Raw genomic sequence first — 16,872 nt, 5'->3', positions numbered from 1 at the left:
CGCGCCGTCCGGGTCGAGGGGTTGCTGCACGCGGTGAACGACCAGGCCGACCCCCGACGCGGTCCAGGCACAGTTCAAGCCGTGCGATGCTTACGCTGTCATGGGATGTGGTGATGAGGTCCAGATGGGCATCTCGACCTAGACGCTGTCACGAGGGGACGTCATGAGATGAGTGCGGATCCGGGTATGTCGAGCGTCGTCCCCCTCTCCCGCATCCCGAAGATCGTCGGGGTCGTCCAGGCGGGCGGTCAGGGCTCCCGGATGGACGTCCTCACGCGTGAGCGCGCCAAGCCCGCCCTCCCCTTCGCCGGCAGCTACCAGCTCGTCGACTTCGCACTGAGCAACTTCGGCAACAGCGGCATCCCTGACGTGTGGGTCTCGGTGCAGTACGAGGCGTCCTCGCTCGACCGCCACCTCGCCGGTGGGCGGCCCTGGGACCTCGACCGCACCCGCGGCGGCTACCGGCGGCTCGTGCCGGAGGAAGGGCAGGCCAGCGGGTCCGAGGGCTTCAGCACCGGCAACGCCGACGACCTGCTGAAGATCGGTGCCCAGCTGCGTGAGGCGGGCGCCGAGGTCGTCGTCGTGACGAGCGCCGACCAGGTCTACCGCCTCGACATGCGGGCCGTCGTCGCCCAGCACCTCGAGCGCGGGTCCGAGGCCACGATCGTCACCGTGGAGGTGCCGCTCGCGCAGGCCAAGCACAAGACGGTCGTCGACGTCGGCCGGGACGGCGTCGTGCAGGGGCTGACCGACAAGCCCACGGCCCCGCCACACGGGACGATCGCCGCCGAGATCTTCGTCTACGACGTCCAGGTGTTGCTGCGCACGCTCGACGCGATCCGGCACGAACGGGCGCAGGCCGACCCCGGGCTCACGGAGGGGATCGGCGACTTCCCCGACCGCCTGCTCCCGCGGCTTGTGGAGGGAGGGAAGACCCACGCGTACGCGCTCACGGGCTACTGGCGCGACCTCGGCCGCCCCTCCGCCTACCTCGCCGCGCACCGCGAGCTGCTGCGCGCACGAGTCGACGTCTTCGACGACCCGGCGTGGCCGATCCTCACCCGGTCGCCGGAGATGCCGCCGCCGATGATCCACGCGGGCAGCGTCGTCGAGGACTCGATGATCAGCCCCGGGTCGCACGTGCACGGCACCGTGCGCCGCAGCGTCGTCGGACCGGGCTGCGTCGTCGAGGCGGGTGCGGTCGTCGAGGACTCGGTGCTCATGCACCGGGTGCGGGTCGCGTCCGGTGCACAGGTCTTCGCCTCGGTCGTCGACGACTCGTGCCGGGTCGGCGAGGACGCGCAGGTCGGGGCCCAGCCGAAGCGCTGGCCGCCCTCGGACTCCGCCGTCGTGCTCGTCGGTCGTGAGTCGCACGTGGCGAAGGGGGTCGTCCTCGAGCCTGGAGCCCGCCTCGAGCCCGGCACCACTGCGAGCTGAACGAGCCCCCACTCCTTCGGCGTTCCTGAGTCGTGGACTCAGCCGTAGGGCAGGTGTCGTCACTGGCCCGTGCGCGGACCCTGGGACTCTTCGTGAAGCCTGTGCTCACGCGAGCAGTGAAGGGTTCACGGGGCGGCTCTAGGTAGACTCCCCGGATGCAAAAACCGGCAGCAGGTCGCCTAGGTCCCGGTCACATTGCACGCACTTTACGGACGGAGTCCGGATCGGCGATGTTTCTGGCGCTCGTGACCGTCATGGCGCTCGTCTGGGCGAACTCGCCGTTGTCTGAAAGCTATTTCGAACTGTGGCATCAGGAAGTCGGTTTCGATGTCGGTCCCGCCGGCATGCATATGAATCTGCACCATTGGATCAACGACGGCCTGATGGTGATCTTCTTTTTTGTTGTCGGATTGGAGGTTCGACAGGAGTTCGCGCACGGGTCTTTACGGGATCGCAGCCGTGCTGAACTCGCTGTGATGGCTGGAGTTGCAGGTGTCGCTCTTCCGGCTCTGGTCTACGTGCTTGTCGTCAGCGTGTCCGGCGGTAGCGGACTTGGCGGATGGGGTGCTGTCGTCGGCACCGATACAGCATTCATGCTGGGCGCACTCGCCATAGTGGGTCCACGGCTGTCTGGCCAGTTGCGTGTTTTTCTCCTCACCCTGACAGTGGTCGATGACTTCCTAGCGGTATCGATCATTGGAATTGTCTATAGCGATCAGATCAAGCTTGTCCCCTTGTCGATCGCTCTCGCCTGCCTCATAGGCTTGTGGGGACTCGGCCGCTCACGGCAGTGGAATGCCGCACCTTATGTGATCCTTGTGATTGTCATGTGGTTCGCCACCGTCTCTTCTGGGGTGCACGCCTCACTCGCCGGCATGCTCGCCGGTCTACTGATCCCCGCTTACCCCACGCGGCGCCACGAGGTAGTTGCCGCCCGCCAGTTCTTCCGTGACTTCTGGCAGTCGCCCAGCGCCGCGTCGGCGCGCAGTGTCAGCCGTGGCCTGGCGCGGGGGATCTCGGTGAACGAGAGAATGCATGAAGTCCTTCGCCGCCCCACTGCACTGCTTGTCGTGCCGATCTTCGCTCTCGCCAATGCCGGCGTCGACCTCAGGGGTGGACTCCTGGCAGATTCCTTCGGATCATCCGTGACCTGGGGGTCATTGCTGGCCTCGTAATCGGCAAGCTTGTCGGAATTGGCGTTGCCACTCTCCTCGCGGTCAGGATGGGCCTTGGTCGACTCCCGGAAGGAGTGGGTATGGGCAGCGTCTTCGGCGGTGCAGCACTTTCAGGCATCGGGTTCACCGTCTCTCTGCTCATCATCGGACTTGCTTTCGGCTCGACAACCGACCTCGGGCGACAGGCGACGCTTGGGGTGCTGGTGTCCCTGGTGCTCGCCGTCGCCCTGGGCTGGTTGATATTCAAGATCGCCGCTCAGCGGTGGGGCGAGGAAAGTGCAGATCTCCCCATGGTGCTCGACCCCGCAGTCGACCCCGAAGTTGACCACATCCGCGGCCCGGAGGACGCCAAGCTGACGCTGGTCGAATACATCGACTTCGAGTGCGAGTACTGTGCACACGCCACTGGCTCCTGGAAGATCTGAGGGGGCAGTTCGGTGACGATCTTCGTTACGTCGTGCGGCATCTTCCCCACCACCCACATGGGCCGCTGGCTGCAAAAGCATCTGAAGCAGCCGCGAACCAGGGCGAGTTCTGGCGGTGGCTCGACTTCGTATTCACCCATCAGGACGCGCTCGAGCGAGAGCACCTTATTGGTTACGCGGACGAACTCGGACTGGACGTCGATCGCTTCGTACAGGACATGGACAGCGAGGCTGTCGCAGAACGAGTCAACCGCGATCTCGTGAGCGCCCAGGACAGCGGAGCCCACGCCACTCCAACCTTCTTCGTCGAAGGTCGCCGCTTGCTGGGCGACTATGACGCCCGGACGTTGACTGCGGCACTCGAGTCCAGCAGGCGCGGCACACGAACCCAGGTGGCCTCTGTCTGAGATGGATCGGGACGACACCGCTGACTCGCTCTCTCGCGACCTCGGCGGCCGCGACGTGGTTGCCAGAGGTCAGTCGGAAGGCGTCGCAGGTACGACGCTGGCCCGGCTGCCAGTCTGCGGTTTCCGGTCGTGACGTGCCTGCAGTCGGGATAGCGTTGGTTCATGACCCCGCCCTCCACGCAGACTGATGAAAACTCAGCCTTCATTCAACCGGACGTTCGAGTGCGCGGCGCCCGCGAGCACAACCTCAAAAACATCGACCTGTCAATACCGCGTGACGCCATGGTGGTGTTCACTGGCGTCTCTGGCTCGGGCAAGTCCTCGCTGGCTTTCGGCACGCTATATGCGGAGTCCCAGCGACGTTATCTGGAATCGGTTGCACCGTATGCCAGGCGCCTCATCGACCAGGCGGGAGTCCCCGAGGTGGACTCCATCACCGGAATGCCGCCCGCCGTGGCATTGCAGCAACAACACGGCGGGCGCAGCACCCGGTCAACGGTCGGAAGCATCACGACACTCTCCAGCCTGGTTCGCATGCTGTACTCCCGCGCGGGTACATATCCGGATGGGCAGCCGATGCTCTATGCAGAGGACTTTTCGACCAATACTGTCGAGGGTGCTTGCCCGGAATGCCACGGAATCGGTCGGGTCTACGACGTGCCAGAGGACACGATGGTCCCCGATCCGACCCTGACGATCCGAGAGCGCGCCATCGCCTCGTACCCCACGGCGTGGCATGGGCACCAACTGAGAGACGTCCTCGTCGGGCTTGGTTACGACGTCGACGTGCCATGGAAGGACCTCCCGAAGAAAGACCGCGACTGGATCCTCTACACGGATGAAACGCCTTACGTTCCCGTCCACTCACGACTCACCCTTGCTGAAGCGCGTGAAGCCATGGACGCCGGAATCGAGCCCAGCTATTCCGGAACCTTCGTAGGAGCGCGTCGCTATGTGCTTGACACATTCGCGAATACGAAGAGCACGTCGATGAAACGCCGTGTTGCTCAGTTCCTCACATCGGTCCCGTGCCCCGCATGCCATGGCAAACGTTTGAAGCCGGAAGCGCTATCGGTGACATTTGAGCAGCTCGACATCGCCCAGTTCTCACAGCTGCCCTTGCATGAACTCTTGTCTGTCATCGAAGCCGCAGTCGTCGCGGCAGAAAGCGCAACTGACGGTGCCGGTGACGAGTCTCGCTCGTCGGGTGGGGCGGTCGAAAAACTGGCCGCAACCGTCCGCTTGGGGACCGGACTCGTCGATCGGATCCTTCCGATCATTGATCTCGGCCTGGGCTACCTGTCGTTGGATCGCACGTCCCCGACCCTCTCAGGCGGAGAACTTCAGCGTCTGCGACTGGCAACCCAGCTGACTTCCGAACTTTTCGGCGTCGTCTACGTGTTGGACGAACCTTCCGCCGGGCTCCATCCGCAAGATGTCAGTGCGCTGTTGGACGTCCTTCAGGGGCTCAAGAAGCGCGGTAACAGCCTCTTCATCGTCGAGCACTCCGTCGACGTGATGCGGCGTGCGGATTGGCTTGTGGACATCGGGCCCGCCGCAGGTGAACGAGGAGGGCGTGTCATCTACAGCGGCCCGACCGAAGGACTGGCTGACGTCGAGGAATCCGCCACCCGAGACTACCTCTTCGGCGGCAACGGGCTCCCCCTGCATGAGCCAAGGAAGCCACACGGGTGGTTGCGTCTCGAGAAGATCTCGCGCAACAACCTGCGGAGCATCTCCGTCAAGATCCCGTTGGGTGCACTCACAGCAGTCACAGGTGTGTCGGGGTCAGGCAAATCCAGTCTCGTCAGCCAAGTTCTCCCGACCCTGGTCAGCGAGCATCTCGGACGCCCCGTCACAACTGATGAGCCAGTGCCCGACGGCGATGACATGCTGCTTTCCGATGGCCCCCAGGAGCTCGAGGGTTCTGTCGCGGGTGACCTCACTGGAGTGCGCCGGGTGGTAACCATCGACCAGAAACCGATCGGGCGCACACCTCGGTCGAACGTCGCAACCTACACCGGCCTGTTTGACCACGTACGACGCCGATTCGCCGAGACCCCGGAATCTCGTGCACGCGGCTACAAACCCGGGAGATTCTCATTCAACGTCGCCGGCGGCCGTTGCCCCACCTGCGAGGGAGAGGGATCAGTCATGGTTGAGTTGCTCTTTCTCCCTTCCGTGTACACGGAATGCCCGGAATGTCATGGCACCCGCTACCAGTCGAGCACTCTCGAGATCCTCTGGCGCGGACGAAACATCGCGGAGATCCTCGCTTTGAGCGTTGAGGATGCCCACGAATTCTTCGAGGGAGAAGTCGACATCATGCGCTCCCTGACCGCGCTCCTCGATGTCGGACTCGGATACCTACGTCTCGGCCAATCCGCAACCGAGCTCTCTGGTGGCGAGGCCCAGCGAGTCAAGCTGGGCAGCGAGCTGCAGCGGGCTCAAAGCGGCGACACTCTCTACGTCCTCGATGAACCAACTTCCGGATTGCACTGCGCCGATACCGACCGGCTCGTAGCTCACCTGCAATCACTCGTGGACGCCGGGAACACCGTGGTCATGGTCGAGCTCGACATGCGAGTCATCGCACAGTCCGATCACGTCATCGATCTCGGGCCCGGTGCTGGGGGCGACGGCGGACAGGTCGTCGCGGCCGGCACTCCAGCGGAGGTCGCCGGTTCGTCCACGAGCGCTTCAGCACGTTATCTGGCCACTGCGCTCGAAGAGGCTGCGGCCGTCTCGAGGGTGGACACCGTCGTTGCCTGAGGCAGCTGCGCGTGTGATGACATCTCCCTCCGGTCTGTCGTGACGTCGGTGGCGACGAAGTGGTGGTGTGAGGTGAGTCGGGAAGGACCCCAACGATCCCGGCATCCCATGCCAGGACGACGGGATCCGCAGCAGGCGAAGGCGGCGATCGCGCTGACCGGCGACACGCGAGGACGACGACGGACGGCACCTATCTCATATATGGGTTACGGTGGTTGGTATGTCTGATGACTACCTCGCCCGAATCGGCACGACGATCAAGGAGGCGCGTCACCGCGCAGGCCTGTCCCAAGCCGACCTCGCCACCAAACTCGAGACGAGCCAGAGCGCCGTCGCGCGCATCGAGGCCGGGGGGCAGAACCTCACCCTCGACAACCTCGCGCGCATCAGCGAGGCGCTCGACACCGAGCTCGTCGCGCTCACCCGCACCTCGAGCAGCGGCGCTGTCCACCTGAAGATCGAGGGCGGTCGCACGCTCTCCGGCGCCATCGACGTCAAGACGAGCAAGAACGCCGCCGTCGCGCTGCTGTGCGCCTCGCTGCTCAACAAGGGCACGACCACCCTGCGCAACCTCGCGCGCATCGAGGAGGTCAACCGGATCCTCGAGGTGCTCGACTCCATCGGCGTCAAGACCCGCTGGCTGCCCGGCAGCGCCGACCTGGAGATCGTGCCCCCGGAGCGGATCAACCTCGACGGCATGGATGAGGAGGCCGCCCGCCGCACGCGCACGGTCATCATGTTCCTCGGCCCGCTGCTCCACGAGTTCGACAGCTTCCGGCTGCCCTACGCCGGTGGCTGCGATCTCGGCACGCGCACCGTCGAGCCGCACATGACCTCGTTGACCCACTTCGGTCTCGACGTCACCGCGACGCAGGGTTGGTACGAGGCCAAGGTCACCGACCAGGACTCGTCCGACCGCTCGATCATCCTCACCGAGCGCGGCGACACCGTCACCGAAAACGCGCTCATGGCCGCAGCCCGCCACCCGGGCCGGACCATCATCCGCAATGCCTCCCCCAACTACATGGTCCAGGACCTGTGCTTCTTCCTCGAAAAGCTCGGGGTCCAGGTCAAGGGCATCGGCACGACGACCCTCGAGGTCACCGGCCTGACCGAGATCGACGTCGACGTCGAGTACTCGCCGAGCGAGGACCCGATCGAGGCGATGAGTCTCATCGCGGCTGCCGTCGTCACCAAGTCGGAGATCACCATCCGCCGCTCCCCCATCGAATTCCTCGAGATCGAGCTGGCCACCCTCGCCGGCATGGGTATGCGGTACTCGTTGTCCCAGGAGTACCTCGCGGACAACGGCCGCACCCGTCTGGTCGACATCACGACCCACCCCGGGCCGCTCAAGGCGCCGATCGACAAGATCCACCCGATGCCCTTCCCCGGGCTCAACATCGACAACCTGCCCTTCTTCGCGCTCATCGCCGCCTGCGCCGAGGGCACGACGACGATCCACGACTGGGTCTACGACAACCGCGCCATCTACCTGACCGAGCTCAACAAGATCGGCGGCAAGGTGACGCTCATGGACCCGCACCGCGTGCTCGTCGAGGGCCCCAACCGGTGGCGTGCAAACGAGGTCACCTGCCCGCCGGCGCTGCGCCCTGGCGTCGTCGTGCTGCTCGCGATGCTCGCCGCGCCGGGCACCTCGTACCTGCGCAACGTCTACGTCATCCACCGCGGCTACGAGGACCTCGCCGAGCGCCTCAACGCGCTGGGCGCGAGCGTGCAGCCCTTCCGCGACATCGGCTGACGACCCGAGCGCACGAAGGGAGGGCCCCACAGGATCACCGGTGGGGCCCTCCCTTCGTCACAACGCCCGAGGAGATCGCGGTGAGCCCGTCAGAGGTGCGCGCGCAGTCGCTCGACGATCGGCTCGGGAGTCAGCCCGACGCTCTCGAGCACCTGGGCCCGCGAGGCGTGGGCGAGGAACTCCTTGGGCAGGCCGAAGCGGTGCACCGGGGCGGTGACCCCGGTCTCGTCGAGGACACGGGCGACTTCCGCACCGACGCCGCCGGAGACGTTGTTGTCCTCGATGACGGCGACCCGGCCGCTGCGACCGGCGAGCTCGACGAGGGCCGCGGGCACCGGCAGCACCCAGCGGGGGTCGACGACCAGAGTCGAGTGGCCTTCTGCCGCAAGCTTTTCGGCGACCGTCGTCGCCGTGCCGGCCATCGAGCCGACCGAGACGACGAGCACCTCGGGATCGACCGCCGGGTCGCCGGCGAGGACGTCGAGCCCGCCGACCGTCGCGACGGCTTCGAGCGGGTCGGCGACGCTGCCCTTAGGGAACCGGATGACCGTCGGGCCGTCCTCGACGTCGACGGCCTCGCGCAGGGCGACCCTGATCTGCTGCCCGTCGCGGGGTGCGGCCAGGCGCAGGCCGGGCACGATGCTCGCGAGCGACATGTCCCACATGCCGTGGTGGCTGGCGCCGTCGGGGCCGGTCACGCCGGAGCGGTCGAGGACGAAGGTCACGCCTGCCTTGTGCATGGCGCAGTCCATGAGCAGCTGGTCGAAGGCACGGTTGAGGAAGGTCGCGTAGATCGCCACGACCGGGTGCATGCCGGCGAAGGCGAGCCCGGCGGCCATCGTCGTCGCGTGCTGCTCGGCGATGCCGACGTCGAAGATCCGCTCGGGGTGCGCGTCGGCGAAGGGCTGCAGGCCCACGGGCATCATCATCGCCGCGGTGATCGCGACGACCTCGGGCCGCTCCCGGCCGAGCGCGAGCATCTCGTCGCCGAACTCGTCGGTCCAGGAGCGCCCGGAGATCTCCAGGGGCAGGCCGGTCTCGGGGTTGATCTTGCCGACGGCGTGGAACTGGTCGGCCACGTCGTTGCTCGCGTGGTCGTAGCCTCGCCCCTTCTGGGTGATGACGTGCACGAGCACGGGTCCGCCGAAGGCCTTGGCCCGGCGCAGCGCCTGCTCGACGCTCGCCTCGTCGTGCCCGTCGACCGGTCCGAGGTACTTGATGCCGAGGTCCTCGAACATCCCCTGCGGGGCCCAGAAGTCCTTGGCGCCCTTCTTCATCGAGTGGAAGGCCTGGTAGGCGGCCCGACCGACGACGGGCGTGCGGTTGAGCTTGTCCTTGCCCCAGTCGAGCACCTGCTCGTACTGACGGTTGGTGCGCAGCATCGCGAGGTGGTCGGCGAGCCCGCCGATCGTCGGCGCGTAGGAGCGCTCGTTGTCGTTGACGATGATGACGAGAGGCAGGTCCTTGTCGGCGGCGATGTTGTTGAGCGCCTCCCAGGCCATGCCGCCGGTCAGGGCGCCGTCGCCGATGACGGCGACCGCGTGCCGCTCCTCGCCGCGCAGGCGGTAGCCCTTGGCGATGCCCTCGGCCCACGACAGGGAGGTTGACGCGTGGCTGTTTTCGACGACGTCGTGCTCGGACTCGGCGCGGCTCGGGTACCCGGAGAGGCCGCCTCGGGTGCGCAGCGCGCTGAAGTCATGTCGCCCGGTGAGCAGCTTGTGCACGTAGGACTGGTGGCCGGTGTCGAAGACGACCGTGTCACTCGGGCTGTCGAAGACGCGGTGCAGCGCGATCGTCAGCTCGACGACCCCGAGGTTGGGCCCGAGGTGTCCGCCGCTGCGGGAGACCTCGGCGACGAGGAAGGCTCGGATCTCCTCCGCGAGGGTCTCGAGCTGCTCTGCGGGCAGGCGCTTGAGGTCGGCGGGTGAGGTGATCGTCTCGAGGACTGCCACGCTGGGCTTCCTTCCAAGGGTCGGGGACCGCACGAGTCTACGTCCGCAGCACTGGGAAGTGGCTGTGACCTGCCCAGCCTGTCACCACGTCGGACGAAGGGGGTCACAGCCGGTCGACGAAGACGCTCCCGTCGAGCGCCTCCCGGATGAGCAGGATGCTCCGCTGCGCGGACCGCAGCCGCAGGCCCTCGTGCTCGAGCGCCACGAGCAGGGCGTCGATCGTACCCTCGGGCAGCGACTCCGCCAGGTCGACGCGCACCGTCCGGTATGCCTGCCGCATCGCGTCGACCTGCGCCGCGACGTGCAGGTCGGCGAGCCAGGCCAGCGCGGCCGGGTGCCGACGCAGCACCGCATGCCCGCGGTAGTCGGGCGGGCACAGGTCGAGCAGCCACGAGACCGCCGCTGGCTGCCACCCCCGCACCGCGGGTGGTGGCACGCGGTCCGGCCACCCAGGGGGCCCCCCCTTCGCCCCGGCCGCAGCGGTCCGCGCCCCCGGCGACCCGGGCAGCGCCGTCCGCACCGGCGGACGCGAGGTCTGGTCGAACATGTGTTCGAGTGTACGTCGCCGCAGCGACGGCCCACCACCCCGCGCATCTCCCTAGGGAAATGCGAACGACAGGGACGGCACGACGAAGGGGGCCGCCCACCGGATGGTGGACGACCCCCTTCGTCGACGGCTCCGGTCAGCCGACGAGCGACCGCAGCACGTACTGCAGGATGCCGCCGTTGCGGTAGTAGTCCGCCTCGCCGGGGGTGTCGATGCGCACGACCGCGTCGAACTCAACGGCCTCCCCGCCGTCCTTGGTCGCCGTGACCTTGACCGTCTTGGGCGTCGAGCCGTTGTTGAGCTCGGTGATGCCCGCGATGTCGAAGGTCTCGGTGCCGTCCAGGCCGAGCGAGTCGGCGCTCTGCCCCTCGGGGAACTGGAGCGGGATGACGCCCATGCCGATGAGGTTGGAGCGGTGGATGCGCTCGTAGGACTGCGCGATGACGGCGCGGACGCCGAGCAGGCGCGTGCCCTTGGCCGCCCAGTCACGCGACGAGCCGGAGCCGTACTCCTTGCCCGCGAGGACGACGAGCGGGACGCCGGCCTCGATGTACTTCTCCGAAGCCTCGAAGATCGTCGTCTGGCTGCCGTCGCCGAGGAAGTCGCGGGTGAAGCCACCCTCGACACCGTCGAGCAGCTGGTTCTTCAGACGGATGTTGGCGAAGGTGCCGCGGATCATCACCTCGTGGTTGCCACGGCGCGAGCCGTACGAGTTGAAGTCCTTGCGCTCGACGCCGTGCTCGGCGAGGTAGACACCCGCCGGGCTGTCGGCCTTGATCGCGCCGGCCGGGCTGATGTGGTCGGTCGTGACCGAGTCACCGAGCTTGGCCAGGACGCGCGCACCGGAGATGTCCTCGACGGCGTCGAGGTCCATCTTCATGCCCTCGAAGTACGGGGGCTTGCGCACGTAGGTCGACTCGTCGGCCCACTCGAAGGTGTTGCCCTCGGGGGTCTCGAGCGAGGTCCAGCGCTCGTCACCGGCGAAGACGTCCGCGTACTTCTCGGTGAACATCTCCTGCGTGACCGCGGTGTCGATCGTGCTCTGCACGTCGGCCGGGTTGGGCCAGATGTCCTTGAGGAAGACGTCGTTGCCGTCGGCGTCCTGACCGAGGGCCTCGGTCTCGAAGTCGAAGTCCATCGTGCCGGCGAGCGCGTAGGCGATGACGAGCGGCGGCGACGCGAGGTAGTTCATCTTCACGTCGGGGTTGATGCGCCCCTCGAAGTTGCGGTTGCCGGACAGGACCGAGGTGACGGCGAGGTCGTTGGCGTTGACCGCCTGCGAGACCTCCTCGATGATCGGGCCGGAGTTGCCGATGCAGGTCGTGCAGCCGTAGCCGACGAGGTGGTAGCCGAGCTTCTCGAGGTAGGGCCACATGCCGGCCTTCTCGTAGTACTCGGTGACGACCTTGGAGCCGGGCGCCATCGACGTCTTGACCCAGGGCTTGACCTGCAGGCCGCGCTCGACCGCGTTCTTGGCGAGCATCGCGGCGGCCATCATGACCGACGGGTTGGACGTGTTGGTGCAGCTGGTGATCGAGGCGATGACGACGTGGCCGTGGTCGATCTCGACCTCGGCGCCGTCGATGACGGCCTTCGCCGGGTTGGAGGCCCGGTCACCGTTGGTGCGCGGCTCGGAGTGCGAGGGGCGCCCGGCGCTCTCGGACGCCTCGAGCGCGTCGTGGCTCGGGGCGTCGGAGGCCGGGAAGGTGCTGGCGAGCTCGGTGTCGACCGAGGACTTCTCGATGCCGTTGCCGTCGACGACGTAGTTCTTCAGGTCGCCGCGGAACTGCTCCTTGGCCTTGCTGACCTCGATGCGGTCCTGCGGGCGCTTCGGGCCGGCGATCGAGGGGACGACCGTCGACAGGTCGAGCTCGAGGTACTCGGAGAAGCGGGGCTCGACAGCCGGGTCGAGCCACATGCCCTGCGTCTTGGCGTAGGCCTCGACGAGCGCGACCTGCTGCTCGGAGCGGCCGGTGAGGCGCAGGTAGTCGAGGGTGACGTCGTCGATGGGGAACATCGCGGCGGTCGAGCCGAACTCGGGGCTCATGTTGCCGATGGTCGCGCGGTTGGCCAGCGGCACCTGGGCAACGCCCCCGCCGTAGAACTCGACGAACTTACCGACGACGCCGTGGTCGCGCAGCATCTCGGTGATCGTCAGGACGACGTCGGTCGCGGTGGCACCGGCCGGGATCGAGCCGGAGAGCTTGAAGCCGACGACGCGCGGGATGAGCATGGAGACGGGCTGGCCGAGCATGGCCGCCTCGGCCTCGATGCCGCCGACGCCCCAGCCCAGGACGCCCAGGCCGTTTTCCATCGTCGTGTGCGAGTCGGTGCCGACGCAGGTGTCGGGGTAGGCGACGCCGTCGCGGGTCATCGTGACGCGGGCCAGGTGCTCGATGTTGACCTGGTGGACGATGCCGGTGCCCGGGGGGACGACCTTGAAGTCGTCGAAGGCCGTCTGGCCCCAGCGCAGGAACTGGTAGCGCTCGTTGTTGCGCTCGTACTCGAAGTCGACGTTGCGGGCGAAGGCGTCCGCGGTGCCGAAGACGTCGATCTGGACCGAGTGGTCGATGACGAGCTCGGCCGGCGCGAGCGGGTTGATCTTCGTCGGGTCGCCACCGAGCTCGGCGACGGCCTCGCGCATCGTGGCGAGGTCGACGACGCAGGGGACGCCGGTGAAGTCCTGCATGATCACGCGGGCGGGCGTGAACTGGATCTCGGTGTCGGGCTGGGCGTTCTCGTCCCAGGAGCCGAGCGCGTTGATGTGGTCGGCGGTGACGTTTTCGCCGTCCTCGGTGCGCAGCTGGTTCTCCAGCAGGACCTTGAGGCTGTAGGGCAGGTTCTTCGAGCCCTCGACCTTGTCGATCCGGTAGATCTCGTAGGACTCGTCACCGACGGTGAGCGTGTCCTTGGCGTTGAAGGTGTTCGAGCTGGCCACAGTCGACTCCTCTGTCGTAGTTATCTTGACGTCAAGATAAAACTATCACAGCGCCCCGGGCACGGACCCACGGGCGCGCTCACCGCCACTCTTCCCCACGGCGGCGCCCCGTGTCACGAGGTGGCGGCCTCCCCCTTCGGCTCGAAGGTCGCCACGCACTCGACGTGGTGCGTCATCGGGAAGGCGTCGAAGGCTCGCAGGGCGGTGAGCTCGTAGCCGAGCTCGGCGAGGTAGGCGGTGTCCCGGGCGAGCGCCGCCGGGTCGCAGGCGACGTAGACGAGACGACGCGGGCGAAGGGAGGTCAGCGCGGCGACGACGCCGCGGCCGGCCCCCGTCCGGGGCGGGTCGAGGACGACGACGTGCGCGCTCGGCGGCAGCAGGTCCGAGCGCGCCGGACGACGCGGCCCGCGGCGCCGGCCCTGGCGCGGCACGCCGAGCAGGTCGTCGACGCGGCCGGGCACGACGAGTGCCCACGGGTGGGCTGCGAGGTTGTCCCGCAGGTGCTGGGTCGCCCGGCGGTCGGACTCGACGGCGATGAGCTGCCCGGTGGCACCGACGGCCTCGGCGAGCGGCACCGACAGCAGGCCCACGCCGCTGTAGAGGTCGAGCACGCGCTCCCCCGGCCGCACGTCGGCCGCCTCGAGCATCGCCGCGACGAAGGCGTGCGGAGCATCGCGGTGGACCTGCCAGAAGCCGCGGGCGTCGACGGTCATCGAGCGCTCCCCCGCCGGCGTGCGGACGACCTCGGTCACCTCGATCGGCGGGGTCGGCGCGTCCTGCGGCACCTCGACGACGACGGTGTCGCTCTCGCCCGAGGGCACGACGACGTCGACCGCGCGGATGCCCTCGAGCTCGCCGACCGACTCGGCGCGGGTCTCGCGCAGGGCCTCGTCGACGTCGGGGACGGCGATCGGGCACCCGTCGACCTCCACGACGTCGTGGCTGCGGTGCCGGCGCAGACCGATGCGGCCCTCGACCACCGCAAACTCCACGCGAGTGCGGTAGCGCAGCCCGTCGGCGTCGTCGAGCGGCTCGACGACGACCTCGCGCTCGATGCCCGCGAGGCGCTGGAGCTGCTCGGCGACCACGGCGGCCTTGAGCTCGCGCTGGTGCCCGGTGGCGACGTGCTGGAAGTCGCAGCCGCCGCACCCGCCGGGGCCGGCCGCCGCGCAGCGCGAGGTGACGCGGTGGGGCGAGGCCTCGAGCACGCTGACGGCGTCGGCGCGCAGGAAGCGGTCTCCGGGACCCCCTTCGGTGATCCGGGCACGCACCCGCTCCCCCGGCAGACCGTGCCGCACGAAGAGGACCCGACCGTCGTAGCGGGCCACGCAGTGCCCACCGTGGGCGATCGCCCCGACCTCCACCTCAACCTCGTCGCCGGTCGTCAGGTCGTCAGCTGCCGGTGCCGTCATGATCCACCTCGTCGTACGTCGCCCGCGACCGGGCCGTCCATGCGTTCCTCGGCGCCCGCCGAGCTGGCCAGCTGCCAGGGCACCGAGGACACCATGACACCCGGCGTGAAGATCAGCCGGCTGCGCAGCCGCAGCGCCGACTGGTTGTGCAGTGCCTGCTCCCACCAGTGGCCGAGCACGTACTGCGGGATGTACACGACCACGAGATCACGCGGGTTGCCCGAGCGGATCGACTTCACGTACTCGACGACCGGGCGGGTGATCTCGCGGTAGGGCGAGTCCAGGGCCTTGAGCGGCACCGGGATCGCCCGCCGGTCCCACTCCGCCTGCAGCGCGCGGGTGGCGTCGTGGTCGACGTCGACGGTCACCGCCTCCAGGCGCGAAGGGCGGGTGGCCGATGCGTAGGCGAGCGCCCGGAGCGTCGGCCGGTGGATCGTCGAGACGAGGACGATCGCGTGGACCCGCGACGGGAGGAGCTGGTGCTGGGTGTCGTCCTCGGCGACCGACAGCTCGTCGCGCACGTGCCGGTAGTGCCGGCTGATCGCCCCCATGAGGACGAAGAGCCCCGCCATGGCGGCCATGGCGAAGCCGGCGCCGTGGGTGAACTTCGTGAGGACGACGACGACGAGCACGGTGCCCGACATCGCCGCGCCCACGGCGTTGATCGCTCGGCGCCGCATCATGGCCCGCTGCTCGCGGCGGTCCTTCTCCACGGCCAGGTGCCTGTTCCAGTGCCGCACCATGCCGATCTGGCTCAACGTGAAGGAGACGAAGACCCCGACGATGTAGAGCTGGATGAGCTTGGTGACCTGTGCGTCGTAGATGGCGATGAGCAGCCCCGCCGCGGCGGCGAGCAGGAGGATGCCGTTGCTGAAGGCGAGCCGGTCACCGCGCGTGTGCAGCTGACGCGGCAGGTAGCCGTCGCGGGCGAGGATCGAGCCGAGGACCGGGAAGCCGTTGAAGGCCGTGTTGGCCGCGAGCACGAGGATCAGGCCCGTGACGATCGAGACGATGACGACCCCGGCGGGGAAGCCGTCGAAGACCGACTGGGCGACCTGCGCCATGACGGTGTGCTGGACGTACTCCTCGCCGACGGGCTGACCGTCACGCAGCAGCTGGGTCGCGGGGTCCTCGGCGACCTTGACCCCGGTCCACGAGGCCAGGGCGATCATCGACACGAGCATCGTGATGGCGATGCCACCCATGAGGAGCAGGGTCGTCGCGGCATTGGTGCTCTTGGGCTTGCGGAAGGCGGGCACGCCGTTGCTGATCGCCTCGACACCCGTGAGCGCCGCGCACCCGGACGAGAAGGCACGCAGCAGGAGGAAGGCCATCGCCAGGGTGCCGAGCTGCTCCATCCCCGGCTCGGGGGCCAGCTGCAGCGGTCCGCTCTCCGCCTGTGGCAGCGTGCCGGTCGTGCGCCGCACGACCCCGACGAGCCCCATGGCGATCACCGACAGCATGAAGAGGTAGGTCGGGATGGCGAAGGCCTTGCCCGACTCCCGGACACCCCGCAGGTTGATCCCGGTGAGGGCGGCGATGAGCACGAGGGCCGCGAGCACCTCGTGGCCGCGGATCCACGGCAGCGCCGCGGCGGCGTTCTGCACTCCCGACGAGATGGAGACCGCGACGGTGAGCACGTAGTCGACGAGCAGCGCGCTCGCGACGGTCAGGCCCGCCTTGCGCCCGAGGTTGGTGCTCGCGACCTCGTAGTCGCCTCCGCCGGAGGGGTAGGCGTGGACGTTTTGTCGATAGCTCGCGACGACGACGGCCATGACGGCGACGACCCCGAGGGCCACGGGCCACGAGTGGGTCATCGCCAGGGCGCCACCGGCGAGGCCGAGGGTCAGCAGGATCTCGTCGGGCGCGTAGGCGACGGAGCTGAGCGCGTCGCTGGCGAAGACGGGGAGAGCGAGCTTCTTGGGGAGCAGGGTCTCGCCGAGATGATCACTGCGCATCGCGCGGCCGACGAGGACGCGCTTGATGAGTCGTCCGGAAGACACCACGCGAGTGTAGGCCCGCGCACGGAGGGGTACCGTCATGCC

Annotated in this window: 9 protein-coding genes and 1 pseudogene; 5 read left to right on the top strand and 5 right to left on the bottom strand. The window is 68.0% G+C overall.

The window, feature by feature from the left end; genetic code table 11:
* The first annotated feature begins 168 nt into the window (after positions 1-168).
* The 5 genes and pseudogenes from AB4Y78_RS04600 to AB4Y78_RS04580 all read left to right on the top strand — a co-directional run bounded on the left by AB4Y78_RS04600 (position 169) and on the right by AB4Y78_RS04580 (position 7,978).
* The gene (locus AB4Y78_RS04600) at positions 169-1,437 is read left to right on the top strand and encodes a glucose-1-phosphate adenylyltransferase family protein (RefSeq protein ID WP_083853632.1); all 1,269 of its coding nucleotides are present in this window, start codon (positions 169-171) and stop codon (positions 1,435-1,437) included.
* A 155-nt stretch (positions 1,438-1,592) separates the two neighbouring features.
* Positions 1,593-3,037, top strand: a pseudogene (gene nhaA / locus AB4Y78_RS04595) (Na+/H+ antiporter NhaA).
* Between the two features lie 32 nt (positions 3,038-3,069).
* The gene (locus AB4Y78_RS04590; RefSeq protein WP_441715059.1) at positions 3,070-3,444 is read left to right on the top strand and encodes a DsbA family protein; all 375 of its coding nucleotides are present in this window, start codon (positions 3,070-3,072) and stop codon (positions 3,442-3,444) included.
* Positions 3,445-3,606: 162 nt separating this feature from the next.
* Positions 3,607-6,216, top strand: a complete 2,610-nt coding sequence (locus AB4Y78_RS04585) for an excinuclease ABC subunit UvrA (protein ID WP_040880765.1) — start codon at positions 3,607-3,609, stop codon at positions 6,214-6,216.
* A 220-nt stretch (positions 6,217-6,436) separates the two neighbouring features.
* A complete protein-coding gene (locus AB4Y78_RS04580) occupies positions 6,437-7,978 on the top strand; it encodes a helix-turn-helix domain-containing protein (protein ID WP_007925452.1) in 1,542 nt (513 codons plus the stop codon).
* An 89-nt stretch (positions 7,979-8,067) separates the two neighbouring features.
* Here AB4Y78_RS04580 and dxs read toward each other — a convergent pair whose 3' ends face one another.
* The 5 genes from dxs to AB4Y78_RS04555 all read right to left on the bottom strand — a co-directional run bounded on the left by dxs (position 8,068) and on the right by AB4Y78_RS04555 (position 16,869).
* The gene (gene dxs, locus AB4Y78_RS04575) at positions 8,068-9,930 is read right to left on the bottom strand and encodes a 1-deoxy-D-xylulose-5-phosphate synthase (RefSeq protein ID WP_007925453.1); all 1,863 of its coding nucleotides are present in this window, start codon (positions 9,928-9,930) and stop codon (positions 8,068-8,070) included.
* 103 nt (positions 9,931-10,033) lie between these two features.
* Positions 10,034-10,477, bottom strand: coding sequence for a hypothetical protein (locus tag AB4Y78_RS04570; protein ID WP_282071242.1), 444 nt, complete (start codon positions 10,475-10,477; stop codon positions 10,034-10,036).
* A 136-nt stretch (positions 10,478-10,613) separates the two neighbouring features.
* Positions 10,614-13,415 carry an aconitate hydratase gene (locus AB4Y78_RS04565; RefSeq protein ID WP_441715054.1) on the bottom strand — a complete coding sequence of 934 codons (2,802 nt, stop codon included), beginning with the start codon at positions 13,413-13,415 and terminating at the stop codon, positions 10,614-10,616.
* 113 nt (positions 13,416-13,528) lie between these two features.
* Entirely contained in the window at positions 13,529-14,827 is a 1,299-nt protein-coding gene (locus tag AB4Y78_RS04560) for a class I SAM-dependent RNA methyltransferase (RefSeq protein ID WP_441715053.1), read from the bottom strand.
* The gene (locus AB4Y78_RS04555; RefSeq protein ID WP_441715051.1) at positions 14,824-16,869 is read right to left on the bottom strand and encodes an APC family permease; all 2,046 of its coding nucleotides are present in this window, start codon (positions 16,867-16,869) and stop codon (positions 14,824-14,826) included. The genes AB4Y78_RS04560 and AB4Y78_RS04555 overlap by 4 nt, the downstream gene beginning before the upstream one ends.
* Between the last annotated feature and the right edge of the window lie 3 nt (positions 16,870-16,872).

This window comes from Janibacter sp. RAF52 (assembly GCF_052114035.1).
Lineage (GTDB): Bacteria > Actinomycetota > Actinomycetes > Actinomycetales > Dermatophilaceae > Janibacter > Janibacter hoylei.
This window is presented reverse-complemented; position numbering and strand designations above follow the sequence as displayed.